Annotated in this window: 12 protein-coding genes; 6 read left to right on the plus strand and 6 right to left on the minus strand. The window is 47.1% G+C overall.

Annotated elements, in window-relative coordinates; genetic code table 11:
• The first annotated feature begins 11 nt into the window (after positions 1 to 11).
• Positions 12 to 3,062: a glycoside hydrolase family 38 C-terminal domain-containing protein gene (locus WIG73_RS06570; protein ID WP_337399793.1), complete on the plus strand. Its 3,051-nt coding sequence runs from the start codon at positions 12 to 14 to the stop codon at positions 3,060 to 3,062.
• Positions 3,063 to 3,110: 48 nt separating this feature from the next.
• Here the strand turns inward: WIG73_RS06570 and mltG are convergent, their stop codons facing one another.
• The 4 genes from mltG to WIG73_RS06590 are packed head-to-tail and all read right to left on the minus strand — an operon-like array spanning position 3,111 to position 6,938.
• Positions 3,111 to 4,439 (minus strand): endolytic transglycosylase MltG, encoded by a 1,329-nt coding sequence (mltG, locus tag WIG73_RS06575; RefSeq protein ID WP_337399794.1) that lies wholly within the window; start codon positions 4,437 to 4,439, stop codon positions 3,111 to 3,113.
• Between the two features lie 29 nt (positions 4,440 to 4,468).
• Positions 4,469 to 5,476, minus strand: a complete 1,008-nt coding sequence (tsaD, locus tag WIG73_RS06580) for a tRNA (adenosine(37)-N6)-threonylcarbamoyltransferase complex transferase subunit TsaD (protein ID WP_337399795.1) — start codon at positions 5,474 to 5,476, stop codon at positions 4,469 to 4,471.
• Positions 5,464 to 5,925 carry a ribosomal protein S18-alanine N-acetyltransferase gene (gene rimI / locus WIG73_RS06585; protein WP_249313488.1) on the minus strand — a complete coding sequence of 154 codons (462 nt, stop codon included), beginning with the start codon at positions 5,923 to 5,925 and terminating at the stop codon, positions 5,464 to 5,466. The genes tsaD and rimI overlap by 13 nt, the downstream gene beginning before the upstream one ends.
• A complete protein-coding gene (locus tag WIG73_RS06590; RefSeq protein ID WP_337399797.1) occupies positions 5,913 to 6,938 on the minus strand; it encodes an L-threonylcarbamoyladenylate synthase in 1,026 nt (341 codons plus the stop codon). The genes rimI and WIG73_RS06590 overlap by 13 nt, the downstream gene beginning before the upstream one ends.
• Positions 6,939 to 7,075: 137 nt before the next feature.
• Between WIG73_RS06590 and WIG73_RS06595 the strand changes: the two genes are divergently transcribed.
• The 4 genes from WIG73_RS06595 to WIG73_RS06610 all read left to right on the plus strand — a co-directional run bounded on the left by WIG73_RS06595 (position 7,076) and on the right by WIG73_RS06610 (position 11,711).
• A complete protein-coding gene (locus tag WIG73_RS06595; RefSeq protein ID WP_177679878.1) occupies positions 7,076 to 8,170 on the plus strand; it encodes an ATP-dependent 6-phosphofructokinase in 1,095 nt (364 codons plus the stop codon).
• Positions 8,171 to 8,204: 34 nt separating this feature from the next.
• Positions 8,205 to 9,731: a WG repeat-containing protein gene (locus WIG73_RS06600; RefSeq protein ID WP_337399799.1), complete on the plus strand. Its 1,527-nt coding sequence runs from the start codon at positions 8,205 to 8,207 to the stop codon at positions 9,729 to 9,731.
• A gap of 29 nt (positions 9,732 to 9,760) precedes the next feature.
• Positions 9,761 to 10,768: a UDP-glucose 4-epimerase GalE gene (gene galE, locus WIG73_RS06605; protein WP_337399801.1), complete on the plus strand. Its 1,008-nt coding sequence runs from the start codon at positions 9,761 to 9,763 to the stop codon at positions 10,766 to 10,768.
• 64 nt (positions 10,769 to 10,832) lie between these two features.
• Positions 10,833 to 11,711 (plus strand): choline/ethanolamine kinase family protein, encoded by an 879-nt coding sequence (locus WIG73_RS06610; protein ID WP_337399803.1) that lies wholly within the window; start codon positions 10,833 to 10,835, stop codon positions 11,709 to 11,711.
• A 53-nt stretch (positions 11,712 to 11,764) separates the two neighbouring features.
• Here the strand turns inward: WIG73_RS06610 and WIG73_RS06615 are convergent, their stop codons facing one another.
• Both WIG73_RS06615 and WIG73_RS06620 read right to left on the minus strand, forming a co-directional pair.
• Positions 11,765 to 12,421: a hypothetical protein gene (locus WIG73_RS06615; protein WP_337399804.1), complete on the minus strand. Its 657-nt coding sequence runs from the start codon at positions 12,419 to 12,421 to the stop codon at positions 11,765 to 11,767.
• A gap of 206 nt (positions 12,422 to 12,627) precedes the next feature.
• Complete coding sequence (locus tag WIG73_RS06620; RefSeq protein ID WP_337399805.1) at positions 12,628 to 14,322, minus strand: glycoside hydrolase; 1,695 nt, start codon at positions 14,320 to 14,322, stop codon at positions 12,628 to 12,630.
• A gap of 117 nt (positions 14,323 to 14,439) precedes the next feature.
• Between WIG73_RS06620 and WIG73_RS06625 the strand changes: the two genes are divergently transcribed.
• A complete protein-coding gene (locus tag WIG73_RS06625) occupies positions 14,440 to 15,261 on the plus strand; it encodes an AraC family transcriptional regulator (protein WP_337399807.1) in 822 nt (273 codons plus the stop codon).
• Positions 15,262 to 15,275: the final 14 nt, after the last annotated feature.

The raw sequence follows: 15,275 nt of genomic DNA on the forward strand, positions 1-15,275 counted from the left end.
GGAGATTGTTTATGGAACATTTTTCAGATGCATTGCTGGTGAAAAAAATTAATAAAATCATCTCGGTTTTAGAAGAAAAACTTGTTGTCAGTTCGCAAAAAATTAAAAATGTTACATATACCGAAAGTGGTTACACGAAAGATAATCTGCCGCCTGAAGGGGCAGAGTGGAAGCAGATGGAGGATGATACGGAATTTGTCTGCCACGACCGTCACTACTGGCTCCATTTTTCGCTGAAAACGCCTGAACTTTCGCCGGACGAGGCGGTTTACCTCTCCTTTCAAACGGGCAGAGAGGGCCAGTGGGACGCGGTAAATCCGCAAATGCTTCTGTTTTTAAACGGCGAAATTGTTCAGGGGGTGGACACCAACCACACAGAAGTGAAGGTTGCCCCCAACACAGACTATGAAGCATACGGCTACTTTTATGCAGGTCTTTCCGGCGACACCGTTCGCTTTATTCCCAGAATTATCGTAAAAAACACCGCGGTGGAAGCGTTGTATTACGACATAAAGGTGCCCTTTGAGGCTGCAAAACTTTATGACGTTGACAGTCTGACCCACATAACCATAATGCGTGCGTTAGACAACGCCGCGCGCAAACTCGACATGCGCGACCTTGCTTCGCCGGCGTTTTATCAAAGCGTTCAGGCGGCGTCCGCCTATCTTGCCGACTCCTTTTATAACGGCGTTTGCGGAAAAGACGACAGCGTTACCATCTCCTGCATCGGCCACACCCACATTGACGTGGCATGGCGGTGGCAGTTGGCGCAAACGGTGGAAAAAGCCCAGAGAAGCTTTGCCACGGTGCTGAAACTGATGGAGGAATATCCAGAATATAAATTCATGTCTTCCCAGCCCCAGCTTTATCAATATGTGAAAGAACATGCGCCGGCGGTTTATGAAAAAATGAAACAACGCATTGCCGAGGGACGGTTTGAGCCGGAAGGCGGCATGTGGCTGGAGGCCGACTGCAACATTACCGGCGGTGAAAGCCTGGTGCGGCAGCTGCTTTTGGGAAAACGGTTTATGAAAGAGGAATTTGGAGTTGACAGCAAAATCGTCTGGCTGCCGGACGTGTTCGGCTACAGTGCAGCACTGCCGCAGATTATGAAAAAAAGCGGCATTGAAACGTTTGTCACCTCAAAAATCAGCTGGAACGACACCAACCGCATGCCCTACGACGCATTTATGTGGGAGGGCATTGACGGAACGGAAATCTTTACATACTTTATTACGGCGCAGGACGCAAAAAGTGTCAACAGCCAGCCGGAGAACTATTCTACCTATAACGGCTTTATTACGCCCTCCATGGTGCTGGGCACCTGGAAACGCTTTGAACACAAGGGTTACAGTAGCGAAGCCTGCATCACCTATGGCTACGGCGACGGGGGCGGCGGCCCCACCAGGGAAATGTTAGAATATCAGCGGCGGCTTTCCTTTGGTCTGCCGGGTATTCCCAAAACCAAAACCGACACCGCCGGAGCGTTTTTAGACAGGGTGAAAAAAAGCTTTGATCAAAATGCGGAGGAAACAGGCAGAACGCCAAGATGGTGCGGCGAGCTATACTTAGAGTTTCACCGGGGAACCTACACCACCATGGCGGCCAACAAAAACTATAACCGCCGGTCGGAATTTTTATACCGCCAAACAGAGGCGCTGGCTGCGACAGCCATGAAGCTGACGGGCGCGTCTTATCCGGGAAAAGAAATTTACAACGCCTGGGAAATCATCTGCTTAAACCAGTTCCACGATATTATTCCCGGCTCCTCCATTCGAGAGGTATATGAGGACTCGAAACAACAGTATGAAACGATTTTAAGCACGGCGAAAACCCTCTCTAGCACTGCCATGGATGCTCTTTGTGCGAACATTAACAGCACGAAAAGCGGAATTCTTGTATATAACCCCCACTCTTTTGCGTTCAGCGGCACGGTGGACCTTGGCGGCAAACAACAGACCGTTCACAACATTCCGCCTTTCGGCTGGAAAGTGGTTGCGGCAAAAGAGGAACCCTGCACGGTTTCCGTTTCCGAAAACTCCATCAGCAACCAATATTACACCATCACCTTTGAAAGCGGCGACATTATTTCGTTCGTTGACAAACGCGCCGGACGGGAGCTGGTGAAGGCAGGCTGCAAGCTAAACCGGTTTAACTTCCACGAAGATTTCCCCTTCTGCTATGACGCGTGGGAAATCAGCAAATATTATGAAGACAAAACCTATGGCGCAGATGAGGTGCTTTCGCCGGAAATTGTCTGCGAGGGGGCCCGGGCAGGTTTAAAATTTACAAAACGGTTTGGAAAATCCACCATCTGCCAAACAATTTTTCTGTATAACGAGGACGAACGGATTGATTTTGTAACTTCTGCCGACTGGAACGAAGAACACATGATGTTAAAAGCGGAATTTCCTTTTGACCTTCACGCAAACGAGGCCACCTACGAAATTCAGTATGGCAGCGTGAAGCGCCCCACCCACACCAACACCAGCTGGGACGATGCGCGGTTTGAGGTATGCGCCCAGAAATGGATGGACGTTTCAGAAGAGAACTATGGCGTCAGCATTTTAAACGACTGCAAATATGGCTACGGCGCCAACGGTTCCGATATCACCATCACGCTGCTGCGCTCTCCCACAGAGCCCAATCCAGTGGCGGACAAGGGGCACCATGAATTTACATATTCCCTGCTTCCGCACAACTGTTCGCTTTCTGAAAGCCGCACCGTGCAGGAGAGCTACAAACTCAATGCAAAACCTGTATGCCGTGAAATAACTGCCCAAAACGGCAGTCTGCCGGAGGAATTTTCATTGGTTTCCGTAAACAGTGAAAATGTTATTATTGAAACGGTGAAAAAGGCAGAAGACGACGACGGGATCATCATTCGGCTTTACGAGCACGGCAACCGCCGTGAAACGGTTTGTCTCACCTTTGGTTTTCCTGCTACAGAGGTTTTTGTGTGCGATTTAATGGAAACGGAACAAGGCACGTTAGCTGTAGCGGATAACACCGTTTCTTTTGACGTGAAACCCTTTGAAATTGTAACATTAAAAATAAAATAACAAAAGACGCCCGCCGATTTTCGGCGGGCGTCTTTTATTTGCGGCCTATCAGCCGTTTTTATTTTGCATGTGTTCTTCATAGGTCTTTGAAAAATGGTGTTTGTTGTCGCTGCCCAAAACAAAGAACAAATAATCCGTTTCTTCAGGATACAGCGCCGCCTCAATGGATTTTTCCCCCGGCGATGCAATAGGCCCTATGGGCAGGCCCTTGTTAATATAGGTGTTATAGGGGCTGTCAATTTTTGTGTCCTCAACCGAAAGCACAGGCTTGCGCTCCTTTAAAACATACTGCACTGTTGCGCAGGACTGCAAGTAAGGGTAGTTTGAGCTGTCCATCCTGTTATGGAACACGCTTGAAACCAGCTTCCTATCCTCATCCCCCAGCGCCTCGCGCTCAATGATAGACGCCAGCGTCACCGCTTCGTCCATGGTCATATTCATTTCTTTGGCGCGGCCTTTGTATTTTTCATACACCTTGTCGAACTGGGCCAGCATTTCATTTATAATTCCATACTCGTCCCCTGCTGTAAACTCATAGGTGCTGGGGAACAAATACCCCTCAAGGCGGTTGTCCCGCTCCGGAATGTCCTTTACGAAATCATAATCAAAATCGCCGTAATCTACCAAATAGTAGAACTTGTCCTTGTCGATTAATCCCTTTTCCGCCAGGGTGTCGGCAATTTTATATATTTCATACCCCTCCGGAATGGTAATCTTCACCGCATCCACATTCACGCCGGACTGAGTCAGAGCCTTAAAAATGTCCTCATATCCTGCGTTTTTGTTTAGCTTAAATTTGCCAAAATTATATTTTCCATCCACGCCGCGGACTTTGGACATTAGTCGGTAAAAGCCCTTTGAATTTACCAATCCGTTTTTATTTAAAATTTTTGCTATCTGTGCGGTTCCTGCGCCCTCGGGAATGGTAACCACCACTTCGCCGTTCTGGCCGCCGGGCATATAGTCTGCGTAAAAATATCCGCCTGCCACAACAACTGCCACAATCAGCGCCGCAAAGAATAGTTTCAGCGCAAGCCGCTTGTTTTTTCGTTTCTTTGCCGCCTGTCTTTTTCGTTCCATGGCCCTTTTCTGCTGAGATGTGGGCTTTCTCACCGTCATCAGCTCAATTTCGGCCTGATTGCTTTCAGGTTCGGCTTCGTCTTCATCTTCCGGAGCCGGCCCTGGCTGAGTTGCGGTTTCCGGTTCCGGCCTGTTTTGCGAAACGCTTTTAAAAATTTTTTCCATCTTTTCCTGGGCTTCTAATTCCCCCGGGCTGGGTGTTTCACGATTTTCTTCTGTCTGTCCTAAGTCTGCATGGAACGGTTCGCCGCCTGTCAGTTCTTCTATGCGGGTTTCGTTTTTTTCCTTTTCGTCCAAACAAAACACTTCCTTTCCCTTGCCAAAACTTACAATTTTAAGTTCGCTACAGCGTTTAATGAGCTGTCGGCAAAGTCGTTGCTTTTATATTTATAAAAACCGGCACAGCCAATCATTGCGGCATTGTCCGTACACAAAACCGGCTGCGGGTAGAATAATTGTAACTGTTTATCGCGGGCGGCCGCCTCAAACGAGGCGCGCAGTGCGCCGTTTGCGCTGACGCCGCCGGCCAGAACAAGCTTGTCTGCCCCCATATTCTCTGCGGCACGCAGTGTATGCTTTGTCAGCGCCTCCACCACCGCTTTTTGAAATCCTGCGGCAATGTCCGCCCGGTTCACTTCCTCCTGCTTTTGTTCTTTCGTGTGGAGATAGTTGATAACCGAGGTTTTCACCCCGCTGAAACTGAAATCGTAAGGGTTGTCTGAAAATTCCACCTGGGGGAATGTCACCGTGTCTATGCTGCCCTCTTTTGCTAAAGCCTCAACTTTCGGACCGCCGGGATAGCCCAGCCCAATGACCCGGGCGATTTTATCAAATGCCTCGCCTGCCGCGTCGTCCCGCGTGCGTCCCAAAATTTCAAATTCCGTATAGGTTTTAACATGAAGAATATGGCTGTGGCCGCCGGAAGCTACCAGGCAAACAAAGGGCGGCTCTAAATCGGGGTGCGTAATATAGTTTGCGGCAATGTGCCCATGAATGTGGTTTACGGCAATCAGCGGAATATTTTTTGCCGCACTGACCGCCTTTGCGTAGGAAACGCCCACCAAAAGCGCACCGATAAGGCCCGGCCCGTAGGTTACAGCCACAGCGCTTAGGTCATCATAACTTACTGCCGCCGTTTCCATTGCCTCCGCCACTACGGTGGATATATTTAAAACATGGTTGCGGGAGGCTACCTCAGGTACCACGCCGCCAAATTTTTTGTGTATGTCAATCTGCGACGAAATGATGTTAGACAGCACCTGCCTGCCGTTTTTTACCACAGCAGCGGAGGTCTCATCGCAGGACGATTCAATCGCTAAAATTAAATTCTCCATTTTGTTCCCTCTGTTATTGAAAAATATTTTGTCATAATCAGCGCGTCTTCCGTGTTGTCGTAATAGTTTTTTCTCCGGCCCACTTCTTCAAACCCCTTTTTCTCATACAGCGCAATCGCGCCTGTATTCGATTCGCGGACCTCCAGTGTCATTAGGGTTAAAGACTGTTGTTCTGCAAGAGAGATGAAATCGTCCATCAGCGCCGAACCCAAACCACGGCAGCGAAAATTCTTTGCCACGGCAATGTTGGTTATGTGCCCCTCTCCGGCCAAAAGCCACATGCCCATGTAGCCTACGGCCCGGCCGTCTTCCACCGCAGCGCGGTAAACGGAAAACTTGCCCGATAGTTCTTCTAAAAACATTTTTTCAGTCCATGGGTGGGGAAAGGACTCCGCCTCCACCGTTAAAATATCAGCAAGGTGCTCCGCCGTCATATCTACGATTTGCACGTTATCACATTCCCTCCGCAGGATTTATAAATTCTGTTTTTTAAGGCGGTTACAATGCCGCCGGGCGCAAACGGAAGCTCTGCAAAAATTACGTCCGCCCCAAGGGCGTCTGCCTCGCGCAGTGCGCCAAACAACGCTTTTGCATATTCTACCGGCTCTTTGCCGCAGTCAATCACATCACAGTCATACAAATCCGTCTGTCCGGCAGTTAAAACGCAAACCTTTTTGTCCTTACAGGCCGTTACCTGCTTCAGGATTGCGTCCCGGCAGGTTTTGCCTTCAAACACAACCATTTCTGCCTTCGGCGCATAGTGCTTATATTTCATTCCGGGACTTTTGGGAGACGTTGTGTCCTCGTCCCTGGGCGCATAGCCCGTAACCTCTCCCAAAAGGGCCGCTAACGTCTCCTGGGATACGCCGCCGGGCCGCAAAATCCGCGGCGGGGTGATGGTTAGATCAATCACTGTGGACTCAAGCCCCACGCGGCATGGCCCGCCGTCTATAATATAATCAATTTTATCTGACAAATCCTCCGCCACATGAGCTGCGGTGGTCGGGCTGGGCCGTCCTGACAGGTTTGCCGAGGGCGCTGCCACCGGCACCCCGCTTTTTTTAATGAGTTCCCGGGCAATTTCATTTTCAGGGAAGCGGATTGCGACAGTTTTTCCGCCTGCCGTGACCACATCTGGAACAAGATTGCTTTTGTTTAGTATAATCGTTATGGGACCTGGGCAAAGTATGTCCAGGATTTTTTCTGCATTCTCCGGCACGGTTTCCGCTAAACTGTACACATCTTCCTTTGAAGACACATGCACAATTAAGGGGTTGTCGGAGGGCCGCCCCTTTGCTCCATAAATTTTTTTTACCGTCTGTGCATCAAGCGCATTGCCGCCCAGGCCGTAAACCGTTTCTGTGGGAAAGGCAACAAGCTTCCCTTCTGCCAGTGCCTTTGCAGGCTCACTCAGCTTTTCAAAATCAGCTGTTGATTCAATTTTAATCATTTTTGAGGTCATACATAGTCACCCAGTATTTCATTATACCATTGTTTTTGAAAAAAAAATAGTTTTTTTTCATATTTTATTGAAATTTACTTAAATATAGGTTAAAATAGAAGTAATTATCAGAAAATTTTTTACATCAGGGAGGCACTATGCAGAGAGAAATTAAAAAAATTGGAATTTTAACAGCGGGAGGGGACTGTCCGGGTTTAAACCCCGTTATCCGTTCCGTTGTCAGAACTGCAATTTTAAAATACGGCCTGGAGGTTGTGGGCTTTAATCACGGCTACAAGGGACTGTATCACAACGACGTAACAGAACTAACCTTAGATTCCGTTTCGGGCATTCTGCCCATTGGCGGAACCATGCTCTATTCCTCGAACAAGGATAATTTATTTGACTACACCGTAGAAGAAAACGGAAAAATGGTGCAGAAAGACGTGTCCGACGTTGGTGTGGAGAACATGAAGAAAAATGGCATTGACGCAATGGTAATCATCGGCGGCGACGGAACGCTGACCAGCGGGCGCGATTTTGCACGCAAGGGCGTAAAGGTTGTCGGCGTGCCGAAAACCATTGACAACGATTTAAGCTGCACAGACTATACCTTCGGGTTCGACACCGCGGTGAGCGTTGCCTGCGAAGCGGCAGACCGGCTTCATTCCACAGCGCTTTCCCACAGCAGGATTATGGTTTTGGAGGTTATGGGAAGATATGCCGGTTGGATTGCTTTGGCAGCCGGAATTTCCGGCGGCGCCGACGCGATTTTAATTCCGGAAATCCCCTACGATATTCAAAAAGTGGCCGATTCGTTAAAGGAACGCGCCAGCCGCGGCAAAAACTTTGCGGTTGTGGTGGTTGCAGAGGGCGCAAAATCTGTTTCCGGCGAGCTTCATGTGAACAAGGTGATTGAAGGCAGCCCCGACCCCATTCGTCTGGGCGGCATCGGCAACAAAATTGCCGAAGAGCTGGAGAGCCTGGTGGGGCTTGAAGCGCGGTCCACCATTTTGGGGCACATTCAGCGAGGCGGCTCTCCTACGGCTCACGACCGCATTTTATCCACCCGATACGGCGCCGCGGCAGTTGAGCTTTTGATGCAGGGAAAATTCGGCATGATGGTGACCTTAAAGGGCGACGACATGGGATATGCCTCTTTAGAAGACGTTATCGGAAAAAATAAGGCGGTTGATCCCAGCGGCGAGCTGGTCAGCATTGCGAAAGGCATTGGCATTTCGTTCGGCGACTGATTGCGCAAAAGTAGAATACAAAGGTGTGAGGTTTATGAAAAAAACAATAACAGTATTGCTTGTGTTTCTGCTGATTTTCACAGCAGGCCTGTCTGCGTCTGCAGCCGGCTACACGGTGGTAAGCAGCCCCCAATACAACATGGCGGAATCCTTTGAGAGCAGTGTAACAAAGGTTTCAAAAAATTCAAAATGGGCGTTGGCCGACACCAACGGCACCGCCATTACAGGCTACAACTGGGAGGCAATGGGAGACATCACATCTGAATATATTCCGGCAAAAAAGGGCGGCAAGTGGGGTTACATCACTCCCGCCGGAGCAGAGCTGATTCCATATCAATATACTACGGCGGGCTGTTTTAAAAACGGCGTTGCAATGGTGCAGAAATCAGACGGCAAATATGCATATATCAATATTTACGGCGACGTGATTTTTCATTCGCCGTTTACATATTCTTTCTCACCGTCTGAGGGTGCTATCTGCGGCATGATAAACGGTCTTTATGGTTACAGCGACACGGAGGGAAACATTATTATTCATCCCCAGTTTGAAATGGCGTTCGACTTTCACGAAGGTTACGCTGCTGTGAAGTTCGGCGGCAAATGGGGATTTATCACCAGCTACGGCGCATATTCCGTGAAGCCTGCTTACGACTATGCAAGTGATTTTAAAAACGGTTATGCGGTGTGCCGCTTAAACGGCAAATATGGCATTATAGACACTGCGGGAACGCGCACCTCCTCTTTCGATTTCGATTATATCGGCCCGCCGGACAACAGCAATCGGTATCCGGCCAAGGCTGGCACGGTCAGCGGCTTTATTCATGCCAACGGCGAATGGATTTTAAAAACGCAGTATGATTTTTGCTATCAATATACTGACGGCGTGGCAAGGGTTTATAAAGACGGCAAATGGGGCTACATAGATGAAACGGGAACCGAGCTGGTGCCTCCCACCTTTGCAGACTGCGGAGAATATCACAACGGCAGAGCGCCATATTCGTTAGACGGCGTGCTTTGGGGCTATCTCACATTAAACGTGAAACCGGCAGAAACCACTCCGCCGGCAGTTGACACGCCCACCCCCACGGTTACCCCTACACCAGACAATACAACCTCGCCAAACACAGACGGGCCAACCATTCAAAATCCCGCGTCTGACAGTACACGCCCCTTAACTCCCGATAGGGAAAATTGCATTTCCATGAAAATTGGCTCTAAAATTGCGCTGAAAGGTATTGATGAGCGGACGTTGTCCGCCCCGCCTATTTTAATTGACGGCACGACAATGATTCCCGTTCGCGACGTAGTGGAACTTTTAGGCGGCAGCATTGCCTGGAACGCGGAAAACCAGAGAATTAATATTAGCTTGAACTACATAACCATTTCCATGACAGTGGGAAGCAAAATTGGATATGTAGCGGGAATACCCACGCCGATGCAGCAGGCCCCCGTTCTTTTAAATGGTTCTACCTTGGTGCCGCTCAGAAGCGTGGTCGATGGATTGAACTGCGAATTAAAATGGATTGATACACAGCAAAATATTTACATATATTATAAATAGACATTGATTAGAAAGGTTGAAACTTGAATATGGCAATTTTAGTTACCGGCGGAGCCGGATTTATTGGAAGCCACACCTGCGTGGAGCTGTTGGAAAACGGCTATGAGGTTGTGATTGTTGATAACTTTATCAACTCCAAACCAGAAGCTTTAAACCGGATAAAACAGATTACAGGCAAGGATTTTAAATTTTACGAAGCGGATTTGCTGGATAAAGCAGCCGTGGAAACCATTTTTAAAGAAAACAAAATTGATGCTGTCATCCACTTTGCGGGCCTGAAGGCCGTAGGCGAATCGGTTGCCCAACCAATCCGCTACTATCACAACAACATCACGGGCACGCTGATTCTCTGCCAGGTTATGCAGGAGGCCGGCGTGAAAAAAATTGTGTTCAGCTCTTCAGCCACGGTTTATGGAAGTCCTAAAACCGTTCCCATCCGCGAGGATTTCCCGTTACATACGACGAATCCTTACGGCAGCACCAAGCTGATGATCGAAAACATTTTGCAGGATATTTTTGTGGCGGACAACGAGTGGAGCGTTGCGCTTTTGCGCTACTTTAACCCCATCGGCGCTCATAAAAGCGGCTTAATCGGCGAAGACCCCAATGGGATTCCCAATAACCTGATGCCATACATTGCCCAGGTTGCAGCCGGAAAACTGGAAGTTTTAAGCGTTTTTGGGGATGACTATGATACGAAAGACGGCACCGGTGTGCGGGATTATATTCATGTGGTTGACCTGGCGCAAGGCCACATTAAGGCTGTGGAAAAGGTTCTCGGCGGCTCCGGCGTTGACGCATATAACCTGGGAACAGGCATTGGCTACAGCGTTTTAGACATGGTACACGCTTTTGAAACGGCAAACAATGTAAAGGTGAACTACAAAATTGCGCCCCGCAGACCCGGCGACATTGCCGTGTGCTTTGCAGATCCGAAAAAGGCAAAAGAGCTTTTGGGCTGGCAGGCACAGTTTGGCATTGAGGACATGTGCCGCGACAGCTGGAACTTTGTGAAACAAAACCCCAACGGATTATGATTATAAATAAAAAGCCCGCCAATCGGCAGGCTTTTTTGTTCTACGAATCGAGGCGATAAAACCCATGTCCTTACCCGAGCAACGCATTTGCCAGCTTTTAGGCCGTTTGGGCTGGAACCGTTCAGAATGCGCAATTGCACCACAGCCAATGGGCAGCACCAACGAAAGCTATAAATGTTCCTACCGCGATGAAGAATTTATTTTGCGGCTCGGCACTCGTCAGGCAGGCATATTATCCATCAACCGCCATGCCGAGGAGGCTGCGTTAAATCTTGTTTCAAAGCTTTCCTGCGGTGCAAACCTGTTTTATTACGATTTGGAAACAGGCAACATGGTGACCAAATACATTCATGGCAGAGAACTGGCAGCTGATGACTTGAACGACCCGAAACGGCTTGCGCAAATGGTTCATGTTTTAAAAACCGTGCACACGCAAAAAACTGCATTTGCATTCGATTTCTATGGCGACGTGGAACGCAGACTGGAAGTATTAAAAGAACACAACATCCCCCTTCACCCGGAGTTTTCCCGCGCTTATGAAATATATAGGATTTGCAGGGAGCGCAACAGCATTAATGCCAAACTCCATTTTGGGCTTTGTCACGGCGATCCCTTTGTAAACAACTTTGTTCTGTCAGACAGCGGGCAGCTGTTTTTGCTTGATTATGAATATGCCGGCATGGGCGACGTGTTCTTTGATTTGTCCTGCATTGCACCAGGCTTAACGCCTGAAAAGCAAAAAGAACTTCTGCGCCTCTATTTCGGTGAATGCACGCCGTTTCTTTTGGAAAAGCTGTATGACTTTTTTATCATTAACCTGATGTGGAACGGCACCTGGGCGTATGTGAAAAGCTGTGACGTGCCAAAAGAGGTGTTCGATTATATTCAGTTTGGCGATTTTCATATGGATAGCATTTTAAAGTCCGGAAGGCCGAAGAAATGAGTGAAAAGGCCGCGGAGAAACAATTGTTTCTCCGCAGCCTTTTACCTTTGAATTTATACCGGAATACTCATTAATACAATTGCTATAATTCCTGTTCCGGTGCCAATCCACCGGCGTTTATCCAGCCTTTCACAAAACAGCAATACCCCAATAATTGTTAAAAGCAGGGTAACACCCCCGTTATAAGACGGAAAAAGCAGTGTTCCGTCAATCACGCCAGCAGCATAAGTGTTTAGCGCCTGAAAAAGCCCTAAAATTATACCAATAAGCGCTGCAGAAGCAATAATTTTTGGCTTTATTCGAAACGTCTTTTTTTGGCCTGATATACTTAGTCCCAAATAAATTAACCCAGACAGTACTGTTGCCGCGAAATATGCACTACATACAAATCCGCCGATTTCATTTGCAACGCCCACTACGGTATAAACCTTTTGTGTAACAGAAAGCAAGCCGTTTGCCGTAAAGGTTGCAAATGCAGGAACCAGCCATCTTTTGTCTATACCGCCGCTTCCCGTCATTTCGACATTGAACAAAAAAGATATCCCCGTAAGTACGGTTCCTGCAATTCGCCACCCGGTAAACGGCTCTTTGAAAACCAGGGCTGATACAAAAACCGGAATCAGCATTCCAAAATTATTAATTAAAACAGTAAGTGAAACCGGCCCTTTAGACAACGCCTGTATGTATGTCATCTGAAAAAGTACACTCAACCCTCCGAAAAACGAACCGAACAAAAATGTATTCCATGAAATACGGTACCGTACGGAAGGAAGAAACATAAAAAATGCCGCCATAAAAATAAAGCCGTTATATAAAATTCCATCCGTATTTGTGCAGGCCACATGTTTGGCAAACATGCTTTGCAATGTTATTTTTAATGCGGCAATTACGCAGAGGATGAAAATGAGCAAAAATGTCATTTGGTGTCACCCTCAATAAACGTTTTATTGTGCGCTTTCACCACCACACCCTTATATTCAAAATCTTTTTCTGAAAAGTTTGCCACTACGGTATAACGTCCACCAAAGACGGTTTTCTGAACAGTGAAATCCTTGGTCAGATATACAAAATCTGTCATTGGCAGTGTAGTAACTTTTTCTGTGACTTCCGCAATCATATGGTATGTCCTGACAATTTCCTCCTCTAACGCATCAAAGTTTCCGGCGAAAAAAGAATATAGCGGTGGGCAGCCGTATAGGCAGGAAAACAGCGCCTTGTCCTGCATGGTTTCGCGGCATGAATTAATCGCGTCGCCCCAGTAGGGGAACGAAATAACACAGTCATGATAGACCAAATGCCAGAGCGGCACACGGCACGCGGGATTCAGCATATATTTTTTCTGGAACGCCGCACCCTCTTCCCCATAATCCTGTGCTTTGCGTCTGCCGCAGTCCATTTTATCAAACCGAAAATGGAACGGACTGTTCATGCCCTCGTTGTAAAGAATGCTGCCGATAATGTCTTCAAAACCATCTTCCGTTCCGGTGATAAGTCCGAGGTCTGAAACAAACCGAAACGCTTTATTTTTAATTTGAATACATTCTCCCCGCGTTACAGGGTGTTTTTTACTGCTGCACGAAGCAATTCCGCCACCATATACATCTATAAAACGTCCTTTATATGCGGGGAATTCCTCCCATTGGGCAGGGATTTCCTCTTTCATTCTTTGGGCTGCAACCTTTGGGCAAAGGGTATTTTGGTCATGCATCTTTCCGTCATAACCTCTCAGCGCCCAAGCTTTGGTTAATTCTCCGTTGGCATCGGTTTGAACACCGTCTGGATAATCTTTTATGCGCCGTTGGGAATAATCACAGTTTAAAATTCGGTTTTTAGGAATAAATTTCAGCATATCCGGCCGGGGCACATCGTTATAGTTGTCATATTTCGTACTGATATATCCAAACTTGTTATAAAGCGGAGCTGCCGCCCTGCCGTCCGGACCGAAAAAAATACCGAAAAGTGCCTTTTTAACACCTCTTGCATAAAGTTTTTCTGCAGCCTGAAGCATAAACTCCGCCGCGCAGGGTGAAATATCCGGATTTTCGTCAGAGTACATCACTCGTTCATAATCATCATTCCAAACCCAAAATATTGCGCCGCCTATGAGCGTCTCTGACTCAGGCAAAGCTGAAATTTTGTTTTCAAGAAAGCTAAGCAAATGCGCCTTTAACCGCCGGTAATACCGACATGCTTCTGCCAATGTACTGCAAATAATATATTGAACCTCACAGGGTTCTGTGCAGTACATAGACAACTGGTACAGGCCGCTTTCCTTAATTAGCTCATAACGTGCATACGCACCGGTGTCTAAGGCGCACAGCAAATATTGACCGTTTCTTTCAATAATAATCATACTCATGGTACCGCCACGGCTGCAAAAATCTGACGAAATATTTCCGAACTCATATTCCCCCTCAGCTGCAAGGGCAATTCCCTCGTCTACCGGGAGCAAAATCCTGTCGCCTGAAATGATTTTCGGCACCGGAATTGTGCCCCTTACGGTAAGTTTTACAAAATCTTCACAACAAGTAGGTATTTTCTTTGCGGAAAATGTAAATGAAGTGCCATTTCTTTCTAAACGAAATCCATTTTCTGTGCTTACAAAATTCATTTAAACCACCTCTTAACCATTAGTATACATGTAAGAACCAAAATTGAAAATAAACAAATGATACATGTTTATGGATTTTTTTGATATTTCATGATATAATCATTTTGGTGATAAAAAATGATTGACACAACAATTTTTGAAAAACAGCTTGAACTTGACATTCCGTCTGATCTAGGAATTTACTACAGCGGAAAAAGAATTAACACAAAAAATCATGTGTATGGGCCGGAAATCAGAAATCACTATCTGTTTGTGCTTGTCAACAACGGAAACGCATGCCTATATGGAGAAAAAAATATTTTTTTGAAGCCTCACGACCTTTTAGTTATGTTCCCAGGACAGCGGATTCATTATAAAGCCAGCGGCCTTTGGAGCATTCAGTGGGTTGGTGTTTATGGAAATGGCGCGGACCGTCTTACTGAAAAGCTTGGTGTAACGCGGAAATTCCCCGTTATGAACGTACATTGCTATAGAGAAGTGGAAACAGCACTCGAAAGCATTTATGCATCAGCAGGAGATCTTACATTATCAGGAAAGTTAAACAGCCTGTCTCTGCTTTACGAGTTTTTTTCTATTTTGTTTCAAAACGCAAATTCTGATCAACAGGATGACATTGTTCAATCCGCAATAAAAATTATTCGATATAATTACAGCCAGCAAATTACAGTTTCCTCTATTGCAAACAGTCTGCATTTAAATTCGGCATACTTTTCCAGACTGTTTGCATCAAAAACCGGTATATCACCAAAGCAGTTTATACTGTCTTTGCGGCTTGAACGTGCCAAGGAACTTTTACAACAGCAAGCTATTCCCGTTGCCGAGGTTTCCAGGTCTGCCGGCTTTTCAGATCAATTATACTTTTCCAGGCTTTTTCGTCAAAAAATAGGACTAAGCCCCAGCCAGTTTCGAAATTTGCAAAAAGAAGGCCCCCAGCGGTAATTCCGCCGGGGGCC

Source organism: Congzhengia sp. (assembly GCF_037235575.1).
GTDB classification, from domain to species: Bacteria; Bacillota; Clostridia; order UBA1381; family UBA9506; genus Congzhengia; species Congzhengia minquanensis.